Genomic DNA, 22,403 nt, shown 5'->3' with positions numbered 1-22,403 from the left:
AAATCAGGAAAAGTTGTCCGAAGAAGAGTCAACTTCAGACAAGTTTGCAGGAAAATCAAGAAAAGTTGTCCGAAGCAGAAGCAACTTCAGACAGGTTCAGGGGAAAACAACCAAAAGCTTTCCAAAGCAGGAGCCACTTCAGACAAGCTTAGGGGTAAACAACAAAAGTAAGCCGAAGCAGAAACACCTTCAGACAAGTCCAGAGGAAAACAATAAAAACTTGTCCGAACCTAACACTACTCCGGATAAGTTTGGAGCACCAACATAAAAAGCTATCCGAACTTAGATCCACTTCCTGTCCAAAAAGGCAAAATGGGATTAAAGTGGGCAAACACCCGAGCGTTATTTATATACATAGTGAAAATACAATTAATCCCGCTTCTTTATAGTCCTGGAAGGATAAATGAATCTTTTGTTGAATTTATAACTTCATAAGCAACCGTCACCAAATAAAAACATCCTCGATCAAATCTTTAACAAACCTATAGGAGGAATCAATGACAAAACAATTGAATTATTGGTCATTCGTTTTATCGACAATCTGGGTTTTACTATTTTTCGTAATTTCCTCTACAGGGCCAAATGGTTACACCATCTTTGGATTACATCCACACGTCCTGCTTTTAGTTGCTTCTCTACTGACTTTACTTATTGGGCTCATCGGACTTTCCGGAATGAAAGATTGGAAGAGCGCGGCAAGGAGTTTTTCAACAATCTTCCTGACTCTGGGGCTATCAGCATTTTTAGCTTTCATTATCTTCTTTGGTAAGTTAGCAAGTTAGTGGATACAGGCACAGGTGAGATCCCCAGACAATAAGATATATCAACCATTTTCATATCAATTTACCCATTATACATTTAGCCCTTCCAAAAACAGATTCAATTGCATTTCTAACCTGTTCCTAATTACAAATTTTTCGTTGATGTACCCTGATATAAGTTTCCACTTGGCTCAAAATGGGTATAATAACCAACAATCCCCTTAATAACATCTTTTGGCATACATAATTTTTGGAGAAGTGAGTTCAGGATGCATTCATTGCGTCGAGAAAAAATTTTTTGTATAATTAATGTCAAATATAGTCAAAGTCAGATTGGGGGAGGTTTAGTGAGGAATATATCGGACATCATAGAACATTACCTTAAGCAGGTTTTAGAAATGAGCGATAAGGACATCGTCGAGATCAAGCGAAGTGAAATCGCCGATAAATTTCAATGCGTGCCGTCCCAAATCAATTATGTCATCAATACAAGGTTCACGATTGAACGGGGTTATCTTGTTGAGAGCAAACGGGGTGGCGGCGGCTACATCCGGATCATCAAGGTCCAGGCTTATGATCATGCACATTTGATTGATGATTTACTGTCTTTGATTTCAACACGAATTTCGCAAAGCAGCGCTGAGCATGTGATCTTCCGTCTTGTTGAGGAGGATGTAGTCACTGACCGTGAGGCAAAGATCATGCTGAGTGTGCTTGACAGGTCCGTCCTGTATATAGAGCTTCCGCAGCGTGATGAGCTTCGTGCGAGGATGCTGAAGGCAATGCTTATGGCATTGAAGTATAAATAATACCAAAGCAGATAAAGAGGTGAGGGCATGATCTGCCAAGAGTGTAATCAAAGGCCGGCAACGCTGCACTTCACGAATTATTCAAATGGAGAAAAATTAGAATTGCACTTGTGTGAGATATGCGCACAGGAAAAAGGCGAATTGTTTATGATGAACAACGGCCCTGCTTTTTCAATCAATAGCTTGCTTGCTGGTTTGCTGAATATGGAACCTGCATTTACGGAAAAGAAAAAGGAAGATTTTGAAGCGGAGCAGGTTGCACAGTGCCCGCAATGCTCAATGACGTTTCCGCAGTTTGTAAAGGTAGGCAGGTTTGGCTGTGCGACTTGTTATGATGCTTTTCGCGAACAGCTGACCCCGATTGTCAGGAGACTCCATAGCGGGAATTCCGTCCATAATGGAAAAATCCCTAAAAGAATCGGTGGCGACCTTCATCTAAGAAAGACAGTTGATCAGCTTAAGCAAACCTTGAAAAACCTTATTTCAGCGGAGGAGTTTGAGAAAGCTGCTGAGACAAGGGACCAAATCAGGGAACTTGAAAGGAAATTGTCAACAGGCCAAGAGGGAGGGGAGTAGCCTTGTCATTGGAGAAGTTCATCAATCAGGCTGTCAGCTCCTGGATGAGTGATGATGGACCTGATTCGGATATCGTCCTTAGCTCCCGCATTCGCTTTGCAAGAAACCTTGATGAATATAATTTTCCAACGCTATTCACCGATGGAGAGGCAGAGGCGGTGATTGGTACGATCATGGAACGTGCCAGCAATTCATCAGCAGCTGCATTTGGTCAGTTGGAAACGATCAAGATGGATGATATTCCGCCATTGCAGAAGAGGGTGTTGGTCGAGAAGCATTTAATCAGTCCGAATCTTGCGGAAAATTCCATTCATGGTGCCGTCCTATTATCTGATAATGAAGAAGTCAGCATCATGATCAATGAGGAAGACCATATCAGGATTCAATGTTTATTCCCAGGATTCCAGTTAAGTGAAGCTTTACAGGCTGCTAATGAGATCGATGATTGGCTCGAGGAATATGTCAATTATGCATTCGATGAGAAATTTGGATACTTGACCAGCTGTCCTACGAATGTGGGCACCGGTCTTAGGGCATCGGTGATGATGCACCTGCCTGGTCTTGTTTTAACTCAGCAAATGAACCGGATTGTTCCGGCGATTAACCAGCTTGGTTTGGTGGTAAGAGGTATTTATGGAGAGGGCAGTGAAGCGCTCGGCAATATTTTTCAAATATCGAACCAAATAACGCTCGGGAAATCGGAAGAGGACATCGTTGACGATTTAAAAAGTGTTGTAAGCCAGATTATATCTCAGGAAAGGTCAGCGCGGGAAGCATTAGCGAAGACTTCGAACATACAATTAGAAGACAGAGTGTTTCGATCATATGGAACACTTGCTAACAGCAGAATCATCGAAACGAAGGAAGCCGCCCGTTGCCTGTCTGATTTAAGGCTTGGTATAGATATGGGTTTCATAAAAGATATATCAAAATCGATTTTGAATGAATTGATGATATTAACTCAGCCTGGGTTTTTACAGCAATATGCAGGAGGGCCGTTAAGACCGAATGAGCGGGATATCCGCAGGGCTGCTTTAATAAGAGAACGTTTGAAAATGGAAACAAAAGATGAGTCAGGAGGATGATCTTATGATGTTTGGACGATTTACCGAGAGAGCACAAAAAGTATTGGCACTCGCACAGGAAGAGGCAATCCGCCTTGGACATAACAATATCGGCACAGAACACATCTTACTTGGCCTGGTGCGTGAAGGTGAGGGCATTGCGGCAAAGGCACTTTACGGACTTGGTCTAGGAGCGGAGAAAATCCAGAAGGAAGTTGAGAATCTGATTGGCCGCGGACAGGAAACTTCCCAGACGATTCACTATACACCTAGAGCAAAGAAGGTCATCGAGCTTTCTATGGATGAGGCAAGGAAGTTGGGCCATTCCTATGTTGGCACAGAACATATCCTCCTTGGATTGATTCGTGAGGGAGAGGGCGTGGCTGCAAGAGTATTGAACAATCTTGGTGTCAGCCTCAACAAAGCACGCCAGCAAGTTCTTCAGCTTCTAGGCAGTAATGAAACTTCCGGACATCAGGGAGGCGGAACGGCTAATGCCAATACGCCGACACTTGATAGCCTGGCAAGAGACTTAACGGCAATCGCCAGGGAAGGCAGCCTTGATCCGGTCATCGGCCGCAGCAAGGAAATCCAGCGTGTCATTGAAGTGCTAAGCCGCCGGACGAAGAACAACCCGGTATTGATCGGGGAGCCAGGCGTTGGTAAAACAGCGATTGCGGAAGGATTGGCACAACAAATCGTCAATAATGAGGTACCGGAAATCCTGCGTGACAAGCGTGTCATGACGCTTGATATGGGAACGGTGGTTGCAGGAACGAAATATCGCGGTGAATTTGAGGACCGCTTGAAAAAGGTCATGGACGAAATTCGTCAGGCTGGAAATATCATTCTTTTCATCGATGAGCTTCATACACTGATTGGTGCTGGTGGCGCGGAGGGTGCGATCGACGCGTCCAATATCTTGAAGCCTTCATTGGCTCGCGGTGAACTGCAGTGTATCGGTGCGACGACATTGGATGAATACCGCAAATACATCGAAAAAGATGCTGCACTTGAACGACGCTTCCAGCCGATCACTGTTGATGAGCCAACGGCTGAGGAGTCTGTACAAATTTTAAAAGGGCTTCGTGACCGCTATGAGGCTCACCATAGGGTATCCATTACGGATGAAGCAATTGAAGCGGCAGTAAAATTATCAGATCGTTACATTTCTGACCGGTTCCTGCCGGATAAAGCAATTGACTTAATTGATGAAGCAGGTTCGAAGGTTCGCCTGCGTTCCTATACAACTCCGCCAAACCTTAAGGAGCTTGAGGTGAAGCTGGAGGAAGTTCGCAAGGAGAAGGACGCTTCTGTACAAAGCCAGGAGTTTGAAAAGGCTGCTTCATTAAGGGATACAGAACAGCGTCTCCGTGAACAGCTTGAAAATACGAAGAAGTCGTGGAAAGAAAAGCAGGGCAAGGAGAACAGTGAAGTGACAGTGGAAGATATCGCGCATGTGGTATCAAGCTGGACGAATATCCCTGTATCCAAGCTAGCGCAAACAGAAACAGATAAACTTCTGAACCTGGAAGAAATCCTACACTCACGTGTCATCGGCCAGGACGAAGCGGTAAAAGCTGTATCTAAGGCAGTAAGACGTGCTCGTGCAGGCCTGAAGGATCCGAAACGTCCAATTGGTTCTTTCATCTTCCTTGGTCCAACAGGTGTAGGTAAAACGGAATTAGCAAGAGCGCTTGCGGAGTCCATGTTTGGCGATGAAGATGCGATGATCCGCGTCGATATGTCAGAGTACATGGAAAAGCATTCGACTTCACGTCTTGTTGGTTCACCTCCGGGCTATGTTGGATACGATGAAGGCGGCCAATTGACTGAGAAGGTACGCAGAAAGCCATATTCCGTTATCCTGCTGGATGAAATTGAAAAAGCGCATCCAGATGTGTTCAATATTCTGCTGCAGGTGCTTGAGGATGGCCGTTTGACTGACTCTAAAGGCCGGACAGTCGATTTCCGTAATACCATCATGATTCTGACATCCAATGTTGGAGCAGAGGCGTTGAAGCGGAATAAATATGTCGGCTTCAATATCCAGGATGGAGAACAGGATTACAAAGATATGAAGGGTAAAGTGATGGAGGAGCTGAAGAAAGCATTCCGTCCTGAGTTCTTGAACCGTATCGATGAAATCATCGTCTTCCATGCACTTGAAAAGCCACATCTGAAAGAAATCGTAACATTGATGTCTGACCAGCTTGTGAAACGCCTGAAAGAGCAGGAAATCACGCTAGAGCTGACAGATGCGGCTAAAGAGAAGATTTCGGAGGAAGGTTACGATCCGGAATACGGTGCACGTCCGCTGCGCAGGGCGATCCAAAAGCATATCGAAGACCAGCTGTCTGAAGAATTGCTTAAAGGAACCGTACTCACTGGGCAAAATGTCGTCATAGATGTTGAAAATGGCGAATTTGTTGTCAAGGCTCCAGAAGGAACAGCAAAAGCTTAAAATGGCTTAACATGTAAACGGAAGGGGTATACGTACAAATACGTGTACCCCTTTTTTACTAAAGGAAAGTTTTATTGGAATCCCCCTAAAAAATTTGCCACCATGCAAAAAAATTCCTGATGGAAGTGCAAAGCCCAAACCAGCCCAAACGTTTTCCTAAAATAGTTGGAATCGCAGCATATTGTTATGAACATAATTTAAGTAGCCAATGTGATTAAAAAATTACATACCCACTTCAGTCGCTATCATTTCTTTTATTACTTGTTTGGCTTTATTATTAAGATAATAACTTTATTTATTGAGAGGCTAAGAAAATGGCAAAAAGAAAAACAAAATTCATGTGCCAGGAATGTGGCTATGAATCTCCAAAATGGATGGGGAAATGTCCGGGATGCGGGCAATGGAATAAGATGGTCGAGGAAGTGGAAAGCACAGGCTCGACAAGAAGAGGTGCTTTTGCCAATACAGGAAATACGGGTGTTGCCGCAAAGGCCACTCCGATCACCAGTATTGAAACAGTAAGCGAGCCGCGCATTACAACAGACTTGAATGAGTTGAACCGTGTACTTGGAGGCGGGGTAGTCAGAGGGTCACTTGTGCTGATTGGCGGGGACCCGGGTATCGGGAAATCGACCTTATTGCTGCAGGTCTCTTACCAGCTGGCTAAGAAGGCTCATTCAGTCCTGTATATTTCTGGTGAGGAGTCGATGAGGCAAACGAAACTGCGCGCGGATCGGCTTGGTGTAACATCGGATAATCTGCTTGTATATTCGGAAACAAACCTGCATGAAATCAGTCTTACGATCGAAAACAGCAATCCCGACTTTGTTATTGTGGATTCCATTCAAACCATATTCCATCCGGAAGTGACCTCCGCTCCAGGGAGCGTGTCGCAGGTAAGGGAATGTACAGCTGAGTTAATGAGGATTGCAAAAACGAAGGGAATTGCGATTTTTATCGTCGGGCATGTTACGAAGGAAGGATCCATTGCAGGACCAAGACTTCTGGAGCATATGGTCGACACCGTTCTTTATTTTGAAGGCGAGAGGCACCATACGTATCGAATCCTCCGGGCTGTAAAAAACCGATTTGGGTCGACGAATGAAATGGGTATTTTTGAAATGAAGGAAGTCGGACTGGAAGAAGTGGCAAACCCATCAGAGATTTTTTTAGAGGAAAGATCCCAGGGGGCTTCCGGTTCAACGGTTGTGGCTTCTATGGAAGGAACGCGGCCTGTATTGGTTGAAATCCAGGCGCTGATTTCGCCAACGAGCTTTGGGAATCCAAGGAGAATGGCTACCGGTATCGACCATAATCGTGTATCGCTGCTGATGGCCGTGCTGGAGAAGCGTGTCGGTTTGCTGCTGGCTAATCAGGATGCTTATTTGAAGGTCGCCGGCGGAGTGAAGCTGGATGAACCGGCGATTGACCTTGCGGTGGCAGTCAGCATTGCTTCAAGCTTCAGGGATAAACCGACTCGCGCTTCGGACTGCATCATTGGCGAGGTAGGCCTGACAGGTGAAGTCAGGAGGGTCTCTAGGATCGAACAGCGCGTCCAGGAAGCGGCTAAGCTTGGCTTTGAAAGAATTATTTTACCGGAGAATAATCTTGGTGGATGGACACCGCCAAGGGGAGTGGAGCTTATCGGGGTATCATCGGTCAGCCATGCATTAAAAGTCACCTTAGGGGGTTGATGGATTGGAACATAGAGAGCTTGAGGAAAAAGAGTTAGGTGAAATCCTTCAATTTATCGCTCCAGGTACACCTCTAAGGGCTGGAATCGATAATGTGCTCCGGGCCAAGACAGGCGGATTGATTGTGTTTGGATACAATGAAAAGGTCAAAAACCTGGTGGATGGCGGATTTGAAATCAACTGCAGGTTCAGCCCCAGCTATCTTTATGAACTGGCGAAGATGGATGGCGCGATCATTTTAAACGAGACTGGCAGCAAAATATTATTCGCCAACGCCCAGTTAGCGCCGGATACGGGAGTGCCCTCGACTGAGACAGGGATGAGGCACAGGACAGCGGAACGGGTGGCGAGGCAAACAAAAGCACTCGTCATCGCGATTTCCCAGAGAAGGAATGTCATCACCCTGTATCAGGGGAACCTTCGTTATGCCATGCAGGAAATCGGGGTTATCCTAACGAAGGCGAACCAGGCAATCCAGACGTTGGAAAAGTATAAGGTCGTGCTTGAACAAAGCATCACCAACCTGGGAATCCTCGAGTTTGAAGATCTTGTAACCTATAATGACTTGCTTCAGGTGATCCATCGCTTTGAAATGGTGCTGAGAATCAAAACGGAACTTTTGACGTATTTGAGTGAACTTGGTTTAGAAGGGCGGCTGATCCGTCTGCAAATGCAGGAACTGTTATCCGAAATGGAAAGGGAAGCATTACTTGTCATCAAAGATTATTCTGCGGAACAGGAAGTAAGGGCAGATGTTGTGATGGCCCGGTTCCAGGAACTTTCAAAAGCCGGAGTCATCGAGGATTCAGCCATTCTCAAGCTGCTCGGCCATCAGGGATATGTGCATATGGATGAGTTTATCTGTCCTAGAGGTTATCGGATGCTGAATAAAATTCCGCGTCTGCCGATGATCATCACGGAGAATTTGATCAAACGTTTTGGCAAATTCACCAAAATGATTGCAGCTTCCGTCGCAGAGCTGGACGATGTAGAGGGCATTGGTGAGGTAAGAGCGCGGAAAATCAAGGAAGGCTTCAAACTCATCAGGGACCAGCTGATGGCAGACCGTCAAATGTAATCCCAAACATTGGCGGCCTGCTTTTAATTGACACCAACATGCCCTGGTGCTACGTTAAAGAAGAGATTTACTCCTATTAGGATTATGGCAATCTTACTGTATTGTGATTTTATTTGTACAAAATCCGTAACCTTTGCCATGGTAAAATCGTATAATCATTTGGATGTTTATTTTAAAGAAAATGTTTGATTACGAGGGTTTCAAATTTTGGAAGTTGTTTATAATGATTAAAAGGAGGTGAAAGGATGTTAAGACGTATCATTCAAGCCTGCTTCCTGATTATCGGGGGAACGCTTGGTATATTCTTAATTCCTGATTTATTATCATTAATGAACGCGGGAGACATGACTCTCATCAATAATCCTTATGTTACTGCTGTTTTAGGCGCACTTATTTTTTATCTTCTTACTTTTTGGGCTGTGGATCCTGTGACCAATTTTGTGAAGTGGGCTGAAGAGTCACTGATCAAGGCACCGATAACTGACGTCCTGTTTGGAAGTGTTGGCCTCTTCTTTGGTTTGCTGGTGGCATTCTTAGTTGGATTTGCCCTTAATGCAATCCAGGTGCCTGTTGTGAATACAGTTGCACCGACACTCCTGACACTTTTATTTGGTTATCTTGGTTTCCAGGTCGGTTTCAAAAAGCGAGATGAACTGCTTGGTTTATTTTCACGCTCAAAGAAAAAGGGCACTGAAGAAGAAGTGGAAAAGGAAAGTCGTGCAAGAGAGTGGAAGATTCTTGATACAAGTGTGATTATTGATGGCAGGGTGGCAGATATCTGCCAGACTGGATTCTTAGAAGGGACCATTGTCATTCCGCAATTTGTCCTGGAAGAATTACAGCATATCGCTGATTCATCTGACGTGTTGAAGCGAAATCGCGGACGCCGCGGATTGGACATCCTTAACCGTATTCAAAAGGAACTTAAGATTAAGGTTGAAATTTACGAAGGTGATTTTGATGATATCCAGGAAGTCGACAGCAAGCTTGTGAAGCTGGCAAAGCTGACAAATGGCGTTGTTGTCACAAATGATTTCAATCTGAACAAAGTATGTGAATTGCAGAAGGTTGCTGTGCTGAATATCAATGACCTTGCCAATGCGGTGAAACCAGTCGTTCTTCCTGGAGAAGAATTGAGCATCCAGGTAATCAAGGATGGCAAGGAACATAATCAGGGCATTGCGTACCTGGATGACGGCACAATGATCGTCGTCGAAGAAGGCCGTGATTATATCGGAAAGCGCATTGATGTGCTTGTGACAAGTGTGTTGCAAACATCAGCTGGCAGGATGATTTTCGCAAAGCCAAAACAGTTGGAAAAAAGCATAATCAGTTGATCCATCCCGGATGGATCAAGCCTATATGGGCAGTTGATTCCCGCTTCCTTCATGGATTCCCTGAAGGCGTGAAGCAGGGCCTCGACTGCCCGTTTATATGTTAAAAGTCGTTTTATCAAAAAGGTTGCAATAGCAGAAAATAGATTGGGGGGATTAACATCATGCCTTATCAGGTTATCATTCCTGCTGCGGGTCAGGGAAAGAGGATGGGAGCAGGAAAGAATAAATTGCTGCTCACATTGGAAGGTGTACCGATCCTGATCCATACACTCAGGGTGTTTGAAGCAGATGCTGAATGCACTGGCATCATTCTCGCCATCAGTCCGAATGATGAGCAACAGTTCAAGTCTTTATTGAACGAGTATGGTATACATAAGGTATCATCACTGGTCAATGGCGGAAAGGAACGCCAGGACAGTGTGTATAACGGTCTGAAAGCCGTCCATTCCCTGGATGGGATCGTGCTGGTCCATGACGCTGCCCGCCCATTCATAAAAATGGAAACAATCCACAAACTTGTGGAGGCAGCAAGCAAAGATGGCGGGGCAATCGTGGCTGTTCCTGTTAAAGATACAATCAAGAAAGCGATGGACGGCACGGTAGCCGAAACAGTTGAACGTTCAAGCTTATGGGCGGTCCAGACTCCACAGGCTTTCCGCGCTTCCGTATTGCTTGAGGCGCATAACAAGGCAATGAGGGAACAATTCATTGGTACAGATGAATCAAGCCTTGTCGAACGAATCCCGCATCCAGTCAGCATCATCGAAGGGGACTATGATAATATTAAGCTGACAACACCAGAAGATTTATATTTCGCAGAAGCGATTTTGCGGAAACGGAAAGAATCCAGTGTTTAAGAGAGCATATAATAGCCTAATTTTAAAAGGAGTAATTCATTATGTTTCGTATTGGACAAGGTTTTGATGTACATCAATTAACGGAGGGCAGGCCGCTGATCATTGGCGGAATCACGATTCCGTATGAAAAAGGACTGCTTGGGCACTCAGATGCCGATGTGCTGCTGCATACAGTTGCTGATGCATGCCTTGGCGCAATCGGCGAAGGGGACATTGGCAGACATTTTCCGGATACTGACCCTGAATTCAAGGATGCCGATTCAGCTAAATTGCTTGAGCATGTGTGGAAGATTGTAAAGGAAAAAGGGTACGAGCTTGTTAACATCGACTGCACGATTATTGCACAGCAACCCAAGATGGCACCGCATATCGAAGCGATGCGTGAAAGGATTGCAGGGCTGCTTGAAGGGACTTCCGAGCAGGTGAACGTCAAGGCGACGACAACAGAAAAGCTGGGATTCCCTGGACGGGGAGAAGGCATCGCTTCTCAGGCAACCGTGTTGCTGAAGCAGACAGAGAAATAAATTCAGTGCTACTTCCGCTTTATATATCGATAATGATACAATAATGAACAGCTATATTAGAGGAGGATTCACTATGTCATCAGATATCCGGGTGCGATATGCTCCGAGTCCGACTGGACATTTACATATCGGGAATGCCCGTACTGCATTATTTAATTATCTATTCGCACGCAACAGAGGCGGAAAGTTCATCATCCGCATTGAAGATACAGATAAAAAACGAAATATCGAAGGCGGAGAGCAAAGCCAATTGAAGTACCTTCAGTGGCTTGGGATCGACTGGGATGAGAGCGTCGATGTGGGCGGCGAATACGGACCATACCGCCAATCAGAGCGTAACCACATCTATGAGCAATACAATCAGGAGCTTCTTGAAAAAGGCCATGCCTATAAGTGCTACTGCACAGAGGAAGAACTGGAGGCGGAACGCGAAGAGCAGTCTGCCCGAAATGAGACGCCTCAATATTCCGGACGCTGCCGCAACCTGACAGCAGAACAGAAGGAGCAGTTTGAAAAAGAAGGACGCCAGCCGAGCCTTCGCTTCAAGGTGCCTGCAGGGCAGATTCTGAAGTTTGATGATATGGTAAAGGGCGACGTGAGCTTTGAATCAGACGGGATGGGTGACTTTGTCATCGTTAAAAAAGACGGCACACCGACTTATAATTATGCGGTTGTCGTCGATGACCATCTGATGAAGATTTCCCACGTTCTTCGCGGGGATGACCACATCTCGAATACACCGAAGCAGCTTGTGATTTATGAAGCACTTGGCTGGGAGCCGCCGGTGTTCGGACATATGACACTGATTGTCAACGAAAGCCGCAAGAAGCTGAGCAAGCGTGATGAATCGATCATCCAGTTCATCGAGCAGTACGAGGAGCTTGGATATCTTCCAGAAGCTTTGTTCAACTTCATAACATTGCTTGGATGGTCTCCATCTGGTGAAGAGGAGGTTTATTCAAAGGATGAGTTCATCGAGATTTTTGACCCTGCAAGACTCTCAAAATCCCCTGCACTCTTTGACCAGCAGAAGCTTGCCTGGATGAACAATCAATATATGAAAAAAGCAGACCTTGACAGGGTAGTTGAGCTTGCACTTCCACATCTCATCAAAGCTGGAAAGGTCTGCGAGAGCCGTTCAGCGGAAGAAGATGCCTGGGTTCGCGGCCTCATTTCCCTGTACCATGATAAAATGAGTTTCGGAGCGGAAATCGTCGAGATGTCGGATTTATTTTTCCGCGATGAGGTAAACTATGATGAAGAAGCAAAAGAAGTTCTTGCGGGCGAGCAGGTTCCTGAAGTGCTGAATGCGTTCCTCGGTGAAATCGATCAGCTTGAAGAATTCAAGGCGGATGGAATCAAAGCAGCGGTGAAGGCAGTCCAAAAGGGCACAGGCCATAAAGGCCAGAAGCTGTTCATGCCAATCCGTGCGGCGGCGACAGGCCAGACACATGGACCGGACCTGATGCTTGCGATGGAACTGATCGGAAAAGACAAGGTCAAGGAAAGAGTCCAAAAACTATTGGGCTAATAACTTTTTAAGCTCTTTTAGTTAACAGAAACTAAAAAATGTAATATAGTAAGAGTAATTCTATAAAACCAAAGTGTTGAAGAGGAAAAGTAGTAAGATGACGCTTATTAGAGAGAACCATCACCGGCTGAAAGTGGTTCAGGCCTCTCATTTTTCGAAATGCGCCTCGGAGTCCCTTTGCGAAAAGGCCATCAGTGCCTGAGTAGTATCGGGCGGGACCTCCCGTTAACAGGTGAAAGTTGAGGTTATGCCGTTTCAAAGGCAGCCTAAACAGAGTGGAACCGCGCATACCAAGCGTCTCTGTCGTATACGACAGGGGCGCTTTTTTATATGTGTACTGGCAGGCAAGTTAGGGTATGTGCCCGAAAAAGCCGGCACAACGAGATTACGGTCACATAAACAAGGAATATGTGCCCGAAAAAGGCGGAGCGTCGAGATTACGGTCACATAAATCCCAAAGAGTAAGGCTGTAACCCAATGTCAGCTTTAAAGGTGCTCATTAGTGAGCAATGACTAGAATGTATTTTTTTAAAGAAGGAGGATTTCACCATGTTTAAGATGATGAAGGAAGACATAGATGTTGTTTTTGATCAGGACCCTTCTGCCAGGAGCGTGCTGGAAGTGGTCTTGACCTACGCAGGCCTGCACGCGATATGGGCCCATCGGTTTGCACATGCATTTTACAAACGGAAGTTTTATTTTATTGCAAGGGCTATATCGCAAATCAGCCGTTTTTTCACGGGGGTAGAAATCCATCCGGGAGCCAAGATCGGCAGACGTTTTTTCATCGACCATGGAATGGGGGTCGTCATTGGTGAAACGTGTGAGATTGGTGATAATGTGACGGTGTTCCAGGGAGTGACTCTGGGCGGTACGGGCAAAGAAAAAGGCAAACGCCACCCCACGGTAAAAGATAATGCCTTGATTGCGACCGGGGCTAAGGTTTTAGGTTCGATTACGATTGGGGAGAATTCTAAAGTAGGCGCAGGATCGGTTGTCCTGAAAGATGTTCCGCCGAACTCCACTGTTGTCGGCATCCCGGGTAAAATCGTCATCCAGGACGGCGTCAGAGTCAAGAAGGATTTCAATCATCGTGATCTGCCGGATCCTGTGGCTGATCGATGTCAGGAAATCGAAATGGAATTAGTGAATTTGAGAAAAGAACTTGAATTAGTCAAATTACAAGAAGAACTTGAAGTTGCCAAGCAGGGAAGGGGCATGGAAAATGGGAATTAAAATTTATAATACACTCACTCGGAATAAGGAAGAGTTTATCCCTTTAGAAGAGGGAAAAGTGAAAATGTATGTTTGCGGTCCTACCGTCTATAACTATATTCATATTGGCAATGCCCGTCCGGCTATCGTTTTCGATACGGTCCGCCGCTATCTTGAGTTCCGCGGCTATGATGTCCGCTATGTTTCGAACTTCACTGATGTCGATGACAAGCTGATCAAAGCGGCGAATGAACTGGGCGAAGACGTACCGACAATTGCCCAACGTTTTATCAACGCCTATTTTGATGATGTTCACGCCCTTGGCTGCAAGACAGCTGATGCCCATCCGCGGGTAACGGAAACCATGGATTTGATTATTGAATTCATCAACGCATTGATTGAAAAGGACTTTGCCTATGAATCAGGCGGAGACGTGTACTACCGCACGAGAGAATTCAAAGAATACGGCAAGCTTTCCCATCAATCCATTGAAGAGCTGAAGGTCGGAGCGAGAATCCAAGTTGGTGAAAAGAAGCAGGACGCCCTTGATTTTGTGCTATGGAAATCGGCTAAAGAAGGTGAGATTTCCTGGGATAGTCCATGGGGAAAAGGCCGTCCAGGCTGGCATATTGAGTGCTCGGCAATGGCCCGCGAATATCTTGGAGATACAATTGATATCCATGCTGGCGGACAGGATCTCGCCTTCCCGCACCATGAAAATGAAATCGCCCAGTCAGAGGCTTTGACAGGAAAGACATTTGCCCGCTACTGGATGCATAATGGATACATCAATATTGATAATGAAAAGATGTCCAAGTCACTTGGCAATTTTGTCACAGTGCATGACATCATTAAGCAAGTTGATCCACAGGTATTAAGATTTTTCATGATTTCAGTTCATTACCGGAATCCGATCAACTACAGCCAGGAGCTGCTTGAAAAGACCAAGGCCGCCTTCGATCGTTTGAAGACTTCTTATCAAAACCTGAAGCACCGCCTTGGAGCTAGCGCGAACCTTACCGATGATAACCAGGACTGGATGGATAAAATCGCCGGTCTTCGTGAGCAATTCATCAAGGATATGGATGATGACTTCAACACAGCCAATGGCGTATCCACCCTATTTGAGCTTTCGAAGCTATCCAATCTGTACTTGATGGAGAAAAACACTTCCGAGGAAGTCATCCATGCATTCATGAATGAATTTGAGACATTGTTCGAAGTTCTCGGCCTCTCGTTAAAAGACGAAGAATTGCTTGACGAAGAGATCGAAGCCTTGATTGAAAAGCGTACACAGGCACGCAAGGACAGGAATTTCCAGCTTGCGGATGAAATTCGTGACCAGCTGAAGGAAATGAAGATCATCATCGAAGACACTCCGCAAGGCATCAGATGGAAAAGAGGCTAAATGATGCTGCATTACGAACACAAAGTAGATGAAAAACAATTGAATAGCCTTGCCCTTGCTTACATGGGTGATGCCGTATATGAACTATATGTCCGGCATCACCTGCTGCAAAGCGGCAAGGTCCGGCCAAACAAGCTGCATAAAGAAGCGACCGCTTATGTATCGGCAAAATCGCAGGCGAAGTACCTTCACAAGCTTATCGAAATGGAGAAGCTGTCCGAAGCGGAAGTAACGATTGTAAAAAGAGGCCGGAATGCAAAGTCAGGATCTGTCCCGAGAAACACCGATGTCCAAACATACCGTTACAGTACCGCCTTTGAGGCCCTGATCGGTTATTTGTATCTGGCAGGCGATGAGAAAAGGATAGAAGAACTGATTACCACAATATTTGCACTTGCTGAAGAATAGAAGGGAGGAAAGATTCCATGAGCCAGAAACAGAACCGGAATACTAGGCAAAAGCCAGTTGATGATAAAAAGCGGAAGCCAGCGCGGAACCAGGGGCAAAGGCAGGATGATCAGTCGAAAAGCAGAACAGCCAGAGGCAAGGATCAGAAACATGAAGCGGGCCGTGACCAAAAACATGAGTCAAGACGCGATAGAAAACATGAACCAAGGCAAGACCAGAAACGCGAGCCAAAACGCGATAGTAAACGCGAGCCCAAACGTGACCGGAAGCATGGGCAAAAAACAGACCAGATTCAAGAACAAAACGAAAACCAGGATTACATAATCGGGAAGAATCCGGTAATCGAAGCCTTGAAATCTGAACGGGACATCAACAAAATACTGATTGCAGAAGGTTCACAAAGCGGGCAGATGCAGCAAGTCATCGGAATGGCGAAGGAAGCCAATGTCATCGTCCAATTCGTTCCGAAGAAGAAGATCGACCAGCTTGCTGATGGCAACCATCAGGGTGTCATCGCTCAGGTTGCAGCGTATGAATATGCAGAGATTGATGATTTGTTCGCTTTAGCCGAAAAGAAAAACGAGGCACCTTTCTTCTTGCTTCTCGATGAAATTGAAGACCCCCACAACCTGGGCTCGATCATGAGGACAGCGGATGCCTCGGGAGCACACGGGATCATCATTCCAAAGAGGCGAGCAGTTGGGCTGACGGCGACAGTAGCCAAACTATCTACAGGCGCAATCGAATATATTCCGGTTGCGAGAGTCACGAATATGGCACAGACCATCGATGAATTGAAGGAACGCGGTGTCTGGATAGCCGGAACGGATGCATCGGCAAAACAGGATTTTCGTCAAATGGATGGAACATTGCCTCTTGGCCTGGTAATTGGCAGCGAGGGAAAAGGCATGGGAAGATTGATCAGGGACAAGTGTGATTTTCTATTAAGCCTTCCAATGGTTGGACATGTAACTTCCTTGAATGCATCAGTGGCTGCGGCACTCCTGATGTATGAAGTCCATCGTAAACGACAACCGCTAGGGGAATAGGGATGGATATCCTGCTTGTTGACGGCTACAATATCATTGGCGCATGGCCGGAGCTGGTCAGCTTGAAGAAGAAAGAGCTTTCCGCCGCCAGGGACCGGCTGGTGGAAATCATGGCAGAGTACCAGGCGTATACCGGCTATCGCGTCATCATTGTTTTTGACGCTCATTTTGTATCAGGAACGCAAAAGAAATATAGAAATTATAAAGTGGAAGTTATTTTTACAAAAGAAAATGAAACAGCTGATGAACGAATTGAAAGGCTGGCGATCGACCTAAGTAACCGCAAAACACAGATTCACGTAGCCACCTCTGACTATACTGAGCAATGGGCCATTTTTGGACAGGGAGCCTTGAGGAAATCAGCGAGGGAGCTGCTTAATGAAACAAATTTAATCAGCAAAAAAATTGAGAAAAGCGTGAAAGTAATCCAGGAAAAGAAGCCAAGTGCCAAGATTCCGCTTACAAAAGAAGTGGCAGAAATTTTTGAAAAATGGCGCAGAGGAGAGCAATGACCTGTTGACGCCTTAAAAAAGCCTGCTGTATAATATTTCTAACTGTATGTGCGGGCGGGGGGATCGAAATGAGTGCTGACATCGGGAATCGTTTAAATGACGCTTATTTATTGCTGGAAGATGAAGAAATTGTAGAAGCAGTTCACAGAGGAGAAAGTGATGCACTTGATTTTCTGATTCACAAATACAGGAATTTTGTTCGGGCGAAAGCACGTTCATATTTTCTGATTGGAGCAGATAAAGAGGACATCGTGCAGGAAGGAATGATCGGGCTATATAAAGCTATCCGTGATTTCCGGGAGGACAAGCTAACATCATTCAAAGCATTTGCAGAACTATGCATTACCCGTCAGATCATTACGGCCATCAAGACGGCCACAAGGCAAAAACACATCCCGCTTAACTCCTATGTTTCCCTGGACAAGCCGATTTATGATGAAGAATCGGACAGGACACTGATGGATGTTTTATCCGGAGCCAAAGTGATGGACCCCGAAGAGTTATTTATCAATCAGGAAGAATTTGACCAGATTGAAGTGAAAATGTCTGAGCTGCTTAGTGATCTTGAGCGAAAAGTGCTCGCATTATATTTGGATGGACAATCCTACCAGGAAATTTCCGAAGAGCTGAATCGCCATGTTAAGTCAATTGACAATGCGCTTCAGCGTGTGAAGCGGAAACTTGAGCGGTATCTTGAACTGAGAGAGCTGTCGGTGTAGGCTGAATTGCCGCAATATAGCCACAAAACTGACTTTTAATCTCCTAACCACTTATTGACACAAGCTATCAGCCGTGGTATCTTTTTAAAGATATAATAGATGGCGGTTTCATAGCATCAGATTGAAATCAGCCTGTTGAAGCGGGTGTGAGTGTCAATGAATAACAAAGTGACTCTTGCTTGTCAGGAATGCGGTTCCCGCAATTATTCCACAACGAGCAACAAGCAAACGCAAACAGAACGACTGGAGCTGAAAAAGTACTGCAGCAACTGCGGTGCCCATACAGTTCATAAGGAAACGAAATAAGGTTTTCAGATAGATCATCATATGGAATCCCGATAAGTTGGAGGTTACAAAATGCAGCGCATCACTAATTTTTTCAGTGAAGTTGGACGTGAAATGAGGAAGGTCAGCTGGCCTAGACGCAAAGAACTGACTCGCTACACGATTACGGTTCTGTCTACAGTTGCTTTTGCCGCTCTATTCTTCGCAGTGTTAGACCTTGGTATTTCTGAATTGATTCGCATAATTCTTGAATAACCAATACGCACTCATGGTATAATGGAAAATATAAACGCAGGACAAGTTTAAAAGCCCGGATAACGGGTTTTTTATTTGCTTGAAAAAATTCGCATTCAATGCCGGGGCTTCAGTGTACACATACGGTAACGCCCGGGCGTCTGGAAATGGGGAGGGACGGACGAATTAGTCCTCGATGATGGAAAAGAATTGGTATGTAGTGCATACTTACTCAGGCTATGAGAACAAGGTCAAGACGAATCTTGAGAAGCGTGTTGAAACAATGGGCATGCAAGATAAGATCTTCCGTGTGATCGTACCTGAAGAAGAAGAAACAGATTTCAAAAATGGTAAAAAGAAAGTTGTGAAGAGAAAGACTTTCCCTGGTTATGTCCTGGTAGAATTGGTCATGACGGATGATTCCTGGTATGTGGTCCGAAACACGCCGGGTGTTACTGGATTCGTCGGCTCTGCTGGTGCAGGTTCTAAACCAACTCCGCTATTGCCTGAAGAAGCAACTTTCATCCTCAAGCGCATGGGTATGGAAGAGAAGAAGGTTGATGTCAACTTCGAACTTGGTGAAACTGTTCAGGTAAGCGAAGGGCCATTCGCGAACTTCACAGGTACAATTGAAGAGATCGATAAGGACAAAGCCAAGTTGAAAGTTCTTGTCAATATGTTCGGCCGTGATACTCCGGTTGAGCTTGAATTTTCACAGATTGAAAAATTATAATCTGAAATAACTTGAAATCAACTTTAAAAAGTGTTAATATTTCATAGGTCAGTATGTCTTGGACGATTGACAGATATATGTCAAGTTCTTTATTTCATATAAAGACTTTTAAAATGAGTGGGAGGGGAAAATCCCCTATTACCACATCACGGACTTTAAGGAGGTGTGTCTCGTGGCTAAAAAAGTAATTAAGATGGTTAAGTTGCAAATCCCTGCTGGTAAAGCCAATCCGGCACCACCAGTTGGACCTGCACTAGGTCAAGCCGGTGTTAACATCATGGGATTCTGTAAGGAGTTTAACGCTCGTACAGCTGACCAAGCTGGACTAATCATTCCTGTCGAAATCACGGTTTTTGAGGACCGTTCATTTACATTTATTACGAAAACTCCTCCTGCTGCAGTTCTTTTGAAGGTAGCAGCTGGAATCCAGTCTGGTTCTGGTGAACCAAACCGTAATAAAGTAGCAACAGTCAAGCGTGAGAAAGTACGTGAGATTGCTGAACAGAAAATGCCTGACCTAAACGCAGCTAGCGTTGAAGCAGCAATGCGCATGGTTGAAGGTACTGCACGCAGCATGGGAATCAATATCGAAGACTAATTTCTGCTGCAGAGGATGAATGGGTTGCGGAGCTGAATTAGATTTCACCCGCAACCTTTTGTCTGAAATGGCGCCTTTATGGCGCCTTCGCTTTTCGAGCTCTGGTGCTTTGGAAAAAGGTGCCACCGCTTTTCGTTGTCTAGCTCCGGCGCCTAGCCCCTCGACCGCTTCGGTCCGCCCGGTGAAGTCAAAGAACGACTTCATCGGTCGGCCCTCCAGCGCTTGTCGGGGCTGGACGAGGCGCCTCCGCTTTTCATCGTGGGAGGTTATTCCGTTAAAACCACAATTTAGGAGGAAATAAAAATGGCTAAAAAAGGCAAAAAGTATCTTGAAGCTGCTAAGCTTGTAGATCGCTCTCAAGCATATACAGCTGCTGAAGCAGTTGAGCTTGCTAAAAAGACAAGCACAGTTAAATTTGACGCTACAGTTGAAGCTGCTTTCCGTCTGGGTGTAGACCCTAAGAAAGCTGACCAGCAAATCCGTGGAGCAGTTGTGCTTCCAAACGGAACTGGTAAAACTCAGCGTGTACTAGTATTCGCTAAAGGCGAAAAGTTAAAAGAAGCAGAAGCTGCTGGCGCAGACTATGTTGGCGATGCAGAATACATCAACAAGATCCAACAAGGTTGGTTCGAATTCGATGTAATCGTTGCTACACCTGACATGATGGGTGAAGTTGGTAAGCTTGGTCGCGTATTGGGACCTAAAGGCTTAATGCCAAACCCTAAGACTGGCACAGTTACATTCGATGTAACTAAAGCAGTTAACGAAATCAAGGCTGGTAAAGTAGAATACCGCGTTGACAAGTCTGGTAACATCCATGTACCTATCGGAAAAGTTTCTTTCGAAGACAACAAGCTTGTTGAAAACTTCAACACAATCTTCGAAACTATGATGAAGGTTAAGCCAGCTGCAGCTAAAGGAACTTACATGAAGAACGTTACGATCTCTACTACTATGGGACCTGGCGTTAAAGTAGATCCTTCAACTGTAAAATAATAGTATTTGACAATCAACGAAGGATTGGATATAATTCTTCTTGTTGTGAAAATAGAATAACATTTGTACCGCAGACAGCAGGGGCTTATTGCTTAATATCCTGCCGAGGTCATACGATAGAGCAACACTTTTACTATTGTATACTTCCTCCGCGTCTGCACTGATGCGGAGGTTTTTATTTGATCGGTATAAATGCAGAAATCTACAGGAGGTGTAAGGATGAGCGCAATTATCGAAGTGAAAAAGCAAATCGTAGACGAGATTGCTGGCAAACTTAAAGAAAGCAAATCAACTATCGTTGTTGATTACCGTGGACTAACAGTTGCAGAAGTAACTGAACTTCGTAAGGAGCTTCGTGAAGCTGGTGTTGAATTCAAAGTTTACAAAAACTCAATGACACGCCGTGCTGCTGAAGCTGCTGAACTTGCTGGCTTAAACACATCTTTAACTGGTCCTAACGCAATCGCGTTCAGTACTGAAGATGTAGTTGCACCAGCGAAGATTCTTAACGATTTCGCTAAGAAACATGAAGCCCTTGAAATCAAGGCAGGCGTCGTTGAAGGCAACATCGTTACAGTAGAAGAAATCAAGGCACTTGCAGACCTACCGTCTCGCGAAGGTCTACTTTCAATGCTACTCAGCGTACTTCAAGCTCCAATCCGCAATCTTGCTCTTGCTGCAAAAGCTGTTGCAGAACAGAAAGAAGAGCAAGGCGCGTAAGTTAAAAATAATCACTGTTTAACAATAAAAAACTAACCTATTAGGAGGAAACAAATCATGACTCAAGAACAAATCATTGAAGCAGTTAAAAATATGACTGTTTTAGAACTTAACGATCTAGTAAAAGCAATCGAAGAAGAATTCGGCGTTACTGCTGCTGCACCAGTAGCAATGATGGGTGGAGCTGCTGCAGGCGGCGCTGCTGAAGAACAAACTGAGTTTGACGTAGTTCTTGCATCTGCTGGCGATCAGAAGATCAAGGTTATCAAAGTTGTTCGTGAAATCACTGGACTTGGTCTTAAAGAAGCGAAGGAAGTTGTTGACAACGCTCCTAAAGCTCTTAAAGAAGGCGTTTCTAAAGAAGAAGCTGAAGAAATCAAAGCTAAGCTTGAAGAAGTTGGAGCTAACGTCGAAGTTAAGTAATCAACCTTACAATAAAAAGCTCGCTGCTAAAGCGGGCTTTTTTTTCGCTTTATATTTTAGGTGGGTAAATGAAGTTGCAAGATATTAACTTCGATAAATGTCTAGCTTCGGCGCCTAGCCCTCGAGACGCTTGTCTAGTTTCGCCTCCTAGAAACTCCGAAACTTCAACTCCGCCGGCAGAAGCAAAAAGCGCTTCTTTGTCGGAGTCTCCAGTTTCTGCGTTTCTGGGCAGTCGGCTATACATTTCGATTTCGGTCCGCCCAATGAAGTCAAAGAACGACTTCACCGGTCGGCCCTCCAGCGCTTTTCGGAGCTGACCAAGGCGCTTCAGCTTTTCGATTTTTGCTTTTTAATATTTAAAAGTTTATAATACCGCAGTAGCAATGCAATCCGCGATCGCATTCTTCA

Annotated in this window: 26 protein-coding genes and 1 other annotated feature; of the genes, 25 read left to right on the top strand and 1 reads right to left on the bottom strand. The window is 45.1% G+C overall.

Going from position 1 to position 22,403, the window contains the following annotated elements:
* From AB5I83_RS21855 to rplL, 25 genes are all read left to right on the top strand, one after another.
* The coding region (locus AB5I83_RS21855; RefSeq protein ID WP_448978498.1) for a hypothetical protein at positions 1–268 on the top strand (268 nt) is incomplete at its 5' end.
* Between the two features lie 229 nt (positions 269–497).
* Positions 498–782, top strand: coding sequence for a hypothetical protein (locus tag AB5I83_RS21850; protein ID WP_448978496.1), 285 nt, complete (start codon positions 498–500; stop codon positions 780–782).
* A 326-nt stretch (positions 783–1,108) separates the two neighbouring features.
* Complete coding sequence (locus AB5I83_RS21845) at positions 1,109–1,570, top strand: CtsR family transcriptional regulator (protein ID WP_448978494.1); 462 nt, start codon at positions 1,109–1,111, stop codon at positions 1,568–1,570.
* Positions 1,571–1,597: 27 nt separating this feature from the next.
* The gene (locus AB5I83_RS21840) at positions 1,598–2,146 is read left to right on the top strand and encodes a UvrB/UvrC motif-containing protein (protein WP_448978492.1); all 549 of its coding nucleotides are present in this window, start codon (positions 1,598–1,600) and stop codon (positions 2,144–2,146) included.
* Positions 2,147–2,148: 2 nt separating this feature from the next.
* Positions 2,149–3,231 carry a protein arginine kinase gene (locus tag AB5I83_RS21835; RefSeq protein WP_448978490.1) on the top strand — a complete coding sequence of 361 codons (1,083 nt, stop codon included), beginning with the start codon at positions 2,149–2,151 and terminating at the stop codon, positions 3,229–3,231.
* A gap of 4 nt (positions 3,232–3,235) precedes the next feature.
* A complete protein-coding gene (gene clpC, locus AB5I83_RS21830; RefSeq protein ID WP_448978488.1) occupies positions 3,236–5,674 on the top strand; it encodes an ATP-dependent protease ATP-binding subunit ClpC in 2,439 nt (812 codons plus the stop codon).
* A 314-nt stretch (positions 5,675–5,988) separates the two neighbouring features.
* Positions 5,989–7,368, top strand: coding sequence for a DNA repair protein RadA (gene radA / locus AB5I83_RS21825; RefSeq protein ID WP_167834076.1), 1,380 nt, complete (start codon positions 5,989–5,991; stop codon positions 7,366–7,368).
* 4 nt (positions 7,369–7,372) lie between these two features.
* Positions 7,373–8,446, top strand: coding sequence for a DNA integrity scanning diadenylate cyclase DisA (disA, locus tag AB5I83_RS21820; protein WP_167834077.1), 1,074 nt, complete (start codon positions 7,373–7,375; stop codon positions 8,444–8,446).
* Positions 8,447–8,691: 245 nt separating this feature from the next.
* Positions 8,692–9,783, top strand: a complete 1,092-nt coding sequence (locus tag AB5I83_RS21815; RefSeq protein ID WP_167834078.1) for a PIN/TRAM domain-containing protein — start codon at positions 8,692–8,694, stop codon at positions 9,781–9,783.
* Between the two features lie 161 nt (positions 9,784–9,944).
* Complete coding sequence (ispD, locus tag AB5I83_RS21810) at positions 9,945–10,640, top strand: 2-C-methyl-D-erythritol 4-phosphate cytidylyltransferase (RefSeq protein WP_448978485.1); 696 nt, start codon at positions 9,945–9,947, stop codon at positions 10,638–10,640.
* A gap of 41 nt (positions 10,641–10,681) precedes the next feature.
* Positions 10,682–11,164: a 2-C-methyl-D-erythritol 2,4-cyclodiphosphate synthase gene (gene ispF, locus AB5I83_RS21805; protein WP_448978483.1), complete on the top strand. Its 483-nt coding sequence runs from the start codon at positions 10,682–10,684 to the stop codon at positions 11,162–11,164.
* A gap of 73 nt (positions 11,165–11,237) precedes the next feature.
* The gene (gene gltX, locus AB5I83_RS21800) at positions 11,238–12,695 is read left to right on the top strand and encodes a glutamate--tRNA ligase (protein ID WP_448978481.1); all 1,458 of its coding nucleotides are present in this window, start codon (positions 11,238–11,240) and stop codon (positions 12,693–12,695) included.
* A gap of 549 nt (positions 12,696–13,244) precedes the next feature.
* On the top strand, positions 13,245–13,931 hold the full coding sequence (gene cysE / locus AB5I83_RS21795; protein ID WP_448978479.1) for a serine O-acetyltransferase: 687 nt from the start codon (positions 13,245–13,247) through the stop codon (positions 13,929–13,931).
* The gene (cysS, locus tag AB5I83_RS21790; protein ID WP_448978477.1) at positions 13,921–15,318 is read left to right on the top strand and encodes a cysteine--tRNA ligase; all 1,398 of its coding nucleotides are present in this window, start codon (positions 13,921–13,923) and stop codon (positions 15,316–15,318) included. Before cysE ends, cysS begins: the two co-directional genes overlap by 11 nt.
* Positions 15,319–15,321: 3 nt before the next feature.
* On the top strand, positions 15,322–15,726 hold the full coding sequence (locus AB5I83_RS21785) for a Mini-ribonuclease 3 (protein ID WP_448978500.1): 405 nt from the start codon (positions 15,322–15,324) through the stop codon (positions 15,724–15,726).
* A gap of 290 nt (positions 15,727–16,016) precedes the next feature.
* The gene (rlmB, locus tag AB5I83_RS21780) at positions 16,017–16,775 is read left to right on the top strand and encodes a 23S rRNA (guanosine(2251)-2'-O)-methyltransferase RlmB (protein ID WP_226087788.1); all 759 of its coding nucleotides are present in this window, start codon (positions 16,017–16,019) and stop codon (positions 16,773–16,775) included.
* 2 nt (positions 16,776–16,777) lie between these two features.
* Entirely contained in the window at positions 16,778–17,287 is a 510-nt protein-coding gene (locus AB5I83_RS21775) for an NYN domain-containing protein (protein WP_167834083.1), read from the top strand.
* A gap of 68 nt (positions 17,288–17,355) precedes the next feature.
* Positions 17,356–18,006, top strand: coding sequence for an RNA polymerase sporulation sigma factor SigH (gene sigH / locus AB5I83_RS21770; protein ID WP_079504287.1), 651 nt, complete (start codon positions 17,356–17,358; stop codon positions 18,004–18,006).
* A 156-nt stretch (positions 18,007–18,162) separates the two neighbouring features.
* Positions 18,163–18,312: a 50S ribosomal protein L33 gene (rpmG, locus tag AB5I83_RS21765; RefSeq protein ID WP_079504286.1), complete on the top strand. Its 150-nt coding sequence runs from the start codon at positions 18,163–18,165 to the stop codon at positions 18,310–18,312.
* A gap of 51 nt (positions 18,313–18,363) precedes the next feature.
* Entirely contained in the window at positions 18,364–18,546 is a 183-nt protein-coding gene (gene secE, locus AB5I83_RS21760) for a preprotein translocase subunit SecE (RefSeq protein WP_167834084.1), read from the top strand.
* Between the two features lie 178 nt (positions 18,547–18,724).
* On the top strand, positions 18,725–19,258 hold the full coding sequence (nusG, locus tag AB5I83_RS21755; RefSeq protein WP_167834131.1) for a transcription termination/antitermination protein NusG: 534 nt from the start codon (positions 18,725–18,727) through the stop codon (positions 19,256–19,258).
* Between the two features lie 172 nt (positions 19,259–19,430).
* The gene (gene rplK, locus AB5I83_RS21750) at positions 19,431–19,856 is read left to right on the top strand and encodes a 50S ribosomal protein L11 (protein WP_142999694.1); all 426 of its coding nucleotides are present in this window, start codon (positions 19,431–19,433) and stop codon (positions 19,854–19,856) included.
* 303 nt (positions 19,857–20,159) lie between these two features.
* Positions 20,160–20,852, top strand: coding sequence for a 50S ribosomal protein L1 (rplA, locus tag AB5I83_RS21745; protein WP_167834085.1), 693 nt, complete (start codon positions 20,160–20,162; stop codon positions 20,850–20,852).
* Positions 20,853–20,902: 50 nt separating this feature from the next.
* Positions 20,903–21,039, top strand: a sequence feature (ribosomal protein L10 leader region).
* Positions 21,040–21,071: 32 nt separating this feature from the next.
* Positions 21,072–21,572 (top strand): 50S ribosomal protein L10, encoded by a 501-nt coding sequence (gene rplJ / locus AB5I83_RS21740; RefSeq protein ID WP_448978474.1) that lies wholly within the window; start codon positions 21,072–21,074, stop codon positions 21,570–21,572.
* A gap of 57 nt (positions 21,573–21,629) precedes the next feature.
* Complete coding sequence (gene rplL, locus AB5I83_RS21735) at positions 21,630–21,995, top strand: 50S ribosomal protein L7/L12 (protein WP_167834087.1); 366 nt, start codon at positions 21,630–21,632, stop codon at positions 21,993–21,995.
* Between the two features lie 49 nt (positions 21,996–22,044).
* Here the strand turns inward: rplL and AB5I83_RS21730 are convergent, their stop codons facing one another.
* On the bottom strand, positions 22,045–22,281 hold the full coding sequence (locus AB5I83_RS21730; protein ID WP_448978472.1) for a hypothetical protein: 237 nt from the start codon (positions 22,279–22,281) through the stop codon (positions 22,045–22,047).
* Positions 22,282–22,403 lie beyond the last annotated feature (122 nt).

Source organism: Mesobacillus sp. LC4, from assembly GCF_053543455.1.
The sequence above is the reverse complement of the archived record's forward strand: the minus strand, read 5'-3'. Positions and strand labels throughout refer to the sequence as shown.